The organism is Liquorilactobacillus satsumensis DSM 16230 = JCM 12392 (genome assembly GCF_001435195.1).
GTDB lineage: Bacteria > Bacillota > Bacilli > Lactobacillales > Lactobacillaceae > Liquorilactobacillus > Liquorilactobacillus satsumensis.
Genome location: NZ_AZFQ01000012.1, coordinates 55,440 through 61,736 on the forward strand (window position 1 = coordinate 55,440; position 6,297 = coordinate 61,736).

Here is a 6,297-nt window from a genome sequence, read left to right on the forward strand (position 1 = left end):
TTAGCACAGCAGCACAAGAGCTCATTCATTAAGTTCTTTACAACTTAGAAAGTGGTGACAGAAATTGACACTTAAAGATATAGACAGTAACAAAGTAACCTATTATGACCTAAATAACGAGATCAATCTTCCTGTAAACGGACAAATTCCGCTCAACAAAGACAAAGAAGCACTGGCAGCGTTCCTAGCAGAAAACGTTAAACCTAATCTTAAAACTTTTCCTTCTCTCAAAGAACGTTTTAATTACTTAATCGAAAACGATTATCTTGAACGTGAGTTTATCGAAAAGTTTGATTTTCATTTTATTGAAAAACTTTACAAATTTTTGGAAGACGCACATTTTAAATTCAAGACTTTTATGGCTGCCTATAAATTTTACGCACAGTATGCGTTACGCACCAATGATAACGACTTCTATCTTGAAAGCTTCATCGATCGAGTTGCTGCCAATGCTCTTTTCTTTGCAGACGGTGATGAAAAATTAGCGCTTGCACTTGCCGATGAAATTATTCATCAGCGTTACCAACCTGCTACTCCGTCTTTCCTCAATGCTGGACGTAAACGCCGTGGAGAACTGGTTTCATGCTTCTTAATCCAAGTTACTGATGATATGAACTCGATCGGCAGAGGAATTAACTCCGCTTTGCAACTGTCCAGAATTGGCGGCGGAGTTGGCATTTCCCTCAGCAATTTGCGTGGTGCTGGAGCACCAATTAAGAACATTCAAGGAGCAGCTTCTGGAGTCGTACCCGTTATGAAATTGTTAGAAGATAGTTTCTCTTACTCTAATCAATTAGGTCAACGTCAAGGTGCTGGTGTGGCATACCTCAATATTTTCCATCCTGATGTTGTTGCTTTCTTATCAGCTAAAAAAGAAAACGCAGATGAAAAAATTCGTGTCAAAACTTTGTCACTCGGGTTAGTGGTTCCTGACAAATTTTATGAATTAGCCCGTCAAAATGAAGAAATGTATCTCTTCGATCCATGGGGTGTAGAGCGCGAATACGGGGTGCCTTTTTCCTACGTTGATATCACTGCAGAATATGATAAACTTGTCGCGAACCCCAGAATTCCTAAAAAGAAGATTAGAGCACGCGAGCTCGAAGCTGAAATCAGCAAGTTGCAGCAAGAATCAGGATATCCTTATATTCTTAATATTGACACTGCTAATCAGGAGAATCCAATTTCCGGCAAAATTATTATGAGTAACTTGTGTACAGAAATCCTACAGGTCCAACAACCTTCAATTGTCAATAATACTCAAGGCTTTGATAAATTGGGTACTGACATCAGTTGCAATTTGGGTTCTACTAACATTGTTAATTTGATGGCATCCCCTGATTTTGGGGCTTCAGTAGCAGCCATGGTACGCGCTCTAACCTATGTTACCGATCATTCAGACATTGATGTTGTTCCTTCTATCCAAAAAGGAAACAAATTAGGCCATACGATTGGGCTTGGTGCAATGGGACTACATGCTTTCTTAGCCAAGAACAAAATTCATTATGGTTCAAAAGAAGCAATTGACTTTACTAACATTTACTTTATGCTCTTAAATTACTGGACTTTAAAGGCCTCAAATCAAATCGCAGTTGAACGTCAAACAACTTTTGCAGGCTTTGAAAAGAGCAAGTACGCTGATGGTACTTATTTCAACAAATATACGACGCAAACCTTCCAGCCTCAAAGCGATAAGGTTAAACAACTTTTTGCTGGGATTTTTATTCCTACCCAGCGGGATTGGGCAGATTTGAAGGCAGCCGTGCAAAAAGATGGTCTATATCATCAAAATCGGCTCGCTGTGGCACCGAATGGCTCCATTTCGTATATCAATGACACAACTGCGAGTCTGCACCCAATCATTAATCGCATTGAGGAACGTCAGGAACGTAAAATCGGTAAAATTTATTATCCAGCTCCTTATCTTTCAAACGAAACGCTCCCTTACTATACTTCCGCGTATGACACAGATATGCGAAAAGTAATTGACACCTACGCTGCAGCACAACAGCACGTGGATCAAGGCATGAGTTTAACACTCTTTATGCGTTCAACGATTCCTGCAGGGTTATATGACTGGAAAGCAGGTCATACAGATAAAATGACGACCCGCGACTTATCAATTTTGCGGAACTATGCGCATGCAAAGGGAATCAAATCACTTTATTATGTCCGTACATTTACTGATGATCAAAATGAAGTCGGCGCAAATGAATGCGAAAGCTGTGTTATTTAATAACTAAGGAGACCCAGACAAATGAAAGATTATTATCAAGCAATCAACTGGAACAAACTGGAAGATCAAATCGATAAAGCAACTTGGGAAAAATTAACTGAACAATTTTGGCTCGATACTAGAATCCCACTTTCAAATGATCTCGCTGATTGGCGTAAATTTGCACCAGAGCATAAAAAAGTAGTTGAACGTGTCTTTGGCGGTTTGACACTGTTAGATACCGTCCAATCCGAAGATGGAATGGACTCTTTAATGAAGGATATTCGAACTCAGCATGAACGTGCTGTCTTGAATAACATTCAATTTATGGAATCTGTCCATGCCAAAAGCTACTCTTCAATCTTTTCCACTTTGAATACACCCAAGGAAATTGAAGAAATCTTCGAATGGACCCACACAAATAAATATCTGCAATACAAAGCTCAAAAAATTGATGGAATTTATCGTACGGGAACACCTTTAGAGAAAAAAGTCGCTTCGGTTTTCCTTGAGACCTTCTTATTTTATTCTGGTTTTTACACTCCTTTATATTGGTTAGGGCATAACAAGCTGGCTAATGTCGCTGAGATCATTAAGTTGATCTTACGAGACGAATCCGTTCATGGGACCTATATCGGATACAAATTCCAACTTGGCTTTCGTGAATTAAATCAAGAAGAACAAGACAAGCTTTCTGCGTGGATCTATGACCTGCTCTATGATCTTTATGCTAATGAAGAAAAGTATACTCATTATCTCTATGATGAAGTCGGCTGGGCAGATAAAGTCTTAACCTTCCTCCGTTATAACGCCAACAAAGCGTTGATGAATCTAGGATTAGACCCGCTTTTCCCAGACACAGCAGATGATGTCGACCCTGTCGTTATGAATGGCATCTCGACTACTACTTCTAATCACGACTTTTTCTCCCAGGTAGGCAATGGCTATTTATTAGGCGATGTTGAAGCAATGTCAGACGAAGACTACAATATCAAATAACTATATAACGTACTACATGTGCATTTAGGTAACAGCGTTGTCTTTTACAGTCAGTCTAAAATTAAGGGGCTGTGACAAAAGTTAAATTTTGTCACAGCCCCTCTTTATATTCGGGATAAACGTGTTCCATAAGTCAAACCCTTTATCTCTGAATTGTAAAGAACACGTACTATTATAATTTAGCGCTAACAGGCAGGGCTTTACCCTCTCTACTTAAAGAAATGAGCAATCATCAAAGCACGTTTAGACTGTCCTGTGGCAGCATGCTGATTAACTACACTTGCTAGTTGGAGCATCGTAATTAACACAGAATTACGTTTGCGATAAGCAGTATATTTTGAATGCCACTTAGTTACATACTTATTCTTATATGAACGTAAGCCCTGAAAACCATAAAAATGATATCCATACTCATAGATTAAATGTGCCGCTCGTTCTTCAATAAAGCTATACTCCGAGCGACCCACATTTGAAAGTGGCGCCATTCCCATATTAAAGTATTCATATCCATTTTCCTTGCCATACTCAAATAAGCTGATGAAAATTTTATCCATGATCCCTGACGGTGCTTCTTTAAGATGCCGCATTAAATCAATCGAGAGAATCTTTTTACTGCCTGAAGGCATCAAAGAAGCAAAGGCAACTACCTGCCCTTGGGCGTCACGAATAACTGCAATTGGTGCTTGGTTCAGGTAATATTCATCAAAGAAGCCTAACGAAAAGCCCTTTTCTTCCTGTGAATCCAACCAACTATCAGAAATCTTTTTCAACTCCTGAATCTCTTCGTGTGCAAAAGGCGGCTTGATAAGCGCAAATCGATATCCTTGGCGTTCAAATTTGTTCATTAATGCTCTTTGAGCACGTTGTTTTTTACCACTTAAGGTGAAGTCTGAGAGTTTAACGTATCCTTCTTCGCCCGTTTTGATAAAGTCAAAGCCAAGATCATGCAACGTTAATGTCATTGCACTATTAATTTCATAAAAAACTAGCTGGTATCCAGCACAGTCCGCCTTTTGCATTAAGTTAGCAATTGCAATTCGCAAAAAGCTACGATCTCCGACTGGTTCCCCCATAATGATTAGTTTATCGGCCTTTTTTCTGTACATAAAAAACAGCTTATCTTCACCTTCATGCTGAAAAAAGAAAATCCGTTTATCTCTTAAAAATGCTAAGTGGCTGGTCTCATTTCCTGCGTACTTTTCAAGGACCGCACGTACTCTTTTTTCTGGAAAACTTTTATCTTCAAAAGAGTCTCCTAAAGAAAGATAGCGATATATCAACAAAACAATGAGAGCTGCAAAAACTAGTCCTAAGAAACCCGACAACCAGACCCGTTCAGAAGGAAAGAAAAGTGCATCCGGGACTGCATGATGAATTGTATATTGTGGAGAATTAACAGCCCCAACAATTGAATACAAAACAAAGCTGCCTACAAAAAGCACACTGTCAAAGCATGCCTTGCCAAAAGAATAAGCAAAATGATTTCGATATAATTCTTTACGCGAAAGAAAAACAATCATCATAATAACAAACAAGAAAACGACCATTCCCGGTGAAAAACTACGCCACAAAGTGTTTACTATCCCGATTGCCAACACAATCAACGTTAACCAATATGCACGTTTAACCTTAGACTCGATTCCACGTGCGACCCCAATTAACAAAAAAGCAAAAACTACACTGGAAATCTGATTCAGAAAAAAGAAAGTATAGGGATACAACTTCACAATCAATGAATTGCCAAACGCAAAATTAGGAACCGTTGATTCTAGCAGCATTACAATCCCAGAAGCATATAGGAAAAGTGTCAAAATTCCGTGAGCTGTTTTACGCAAAATTGCCTCTGGAATTCCATCAAGAAATGTATTAATTTTACGTCCTGTATCATGAATAAAAAGCACAATTCCTACAATAAAGGGCAATATGTAGTAGAAAATACGGAAAAACAGGAGCCACACCACACCAGTTTCATCTAGGATACCCAGATTAGTCAAACCGATTAACATGAAAACATCGAATGAACCTAATCCCCCAGGAACCATCGAAATTACCCCGATAATCGAAGCAATCACATATAGGATAAAAACAGCCGTATAATCGACTGAAAGGCCCATCATTGCCCCTACTAAAAGGAAGAAGCCCGCAGCTGCTCCCCACTCCAGTGTTGAACCAAGCACTAGAATAATCTCTTTTTTGAAGGAAAGATCTTTGAAAAAAGCGGAGTCCCTAAAATGGGTAAGTAAAAGCAATGCCGGAAAATAAAGTGCTCCACCAAAAAGCCAGATGCTGTATTGTTCAAATTGATCCCCAACCCCAAAGCCAAATAATGCAATCAAGGCAAATAAACAACACACTGAGAGCCCTGATAATAGAAACAGCGCTACTTTTGAAATTGCAAAGACGACCTGCTTTTTGGTCGAAGAACGATTATAGAAATTCGCACGTAAAGTGGCCCCTAAAAAGCCACCAAATCCAGCTATATTAGTAAAAGTGTTCGTAATCCAGCCGCTGCGTAAAATGTATTTACGTGAATACTTTGCAGGCAGAAAAGAAACCACTACAAAATCATATGTCAACATGGGAATAACTGCCACAAATCCTAAAACTGCCAGCAACAGCATTGCCGCAGGTGATTGTCCTGCAATGCTGCCTTTAATATTTTCCCAAGACATCCCTTTGAAAATTCTGCCCAATTCAAAGAAAATAAAAATTAAAACCGAAAGTACAAACAAAAACTTAATTGCTGCTATCTTCCTATCAACAAACATTGCCAAACTTTTTAATTTATCCTTCATAAAACCCCGCCTTAAAAACATTCATCTCTTAGCTTACACCATAACCAGTAATTGCTCTTTAAATGTGTAATCGTTGATTATAATAAGCCCTCTAAGCCCCCAATTCAAGCAGCCTCAATTTCACTTTTCGCAAACGCTCCCCAAGTTGCAGCGTCACTCGTTTTTCAAGCTACCTGTCCCTTACCAAAAAGAGTAAAAAAATCCAATTATATTGCGTTTAAGTTTAAAACAAAAGGAGAGTGTGACATAAGTCGGGAAAATTTGAGTGCTAACTCGAAATTACGAACA

3 protein-coding genes are annotated in these 6,297 nt (G+C 38.9%); 2 read left to right on the plus strand and 1 reads right to left on the minus strand.

The window, feature by feature from the left end:
* Positions 1-64 precede the first annotated feature (64 nt).
* Positions 65-2,236 (plus strand): class 1b ribonucleoside-diphosphate reductase subunit alpha, encoded by a 2,172-nt coding sequence (nrdE, locus tag FD50_RS01135; RefSeq protein WP_056959671.1) that lies wholly within the window; start codon positions 65-67, stop codon positions 2,234-2,236.
* A 21-nt stretch (positions 2,237-2,257) separates the two neighbouring features.
* Positions 2,258-3,214, plus strand: a complete 957-nt coding sequence (nrdF, locus tag FD50_RS01140; protein WP_056959673.1) for a class 1b ribonucleoside-diphosphate reductase subunit beta — start codon at positions 2,258-2,260, stop codon at positions 3,212-3,214.
* Positions 3,215-3,423: 209 nt separating this feature from the next.
* Here the strand turns inward: nrdF and mprF are convergent, their stop codons facing one another.
* Positions 3,424-6,009: a bifunctional lysylphosphatidylglycerol flippase/synthetase MprF gene (gene mprF, locus FD50_RS01145; RefSeq protein WP_056959675.1), complete on the minus strand. Its 2,586-nt coding sequence runs from the start codon at positions 6,007-6,009 to the stop codon at positions 3,424-3,426.
* Positions 6,010-6,297: the final 288 nt, after the last annotated feature.

What these genes read in the sequence shown, in the direction of transcription:
- nrdF (WP_056959673.1), top strand. Translation starts at nt 2,258, where the DNA reads ATGAAAGATTATTATCAAGCAATCAACTGGAACAAACTGGAAGATCAA.
- mprF (WP_056959675.1), bottom strand. Translation starts at nt 6,009, where the DNA reads ATGAAGGATAAATTAAAAAGTTTGGCAATGTTTGTTGATAGGAAGATA.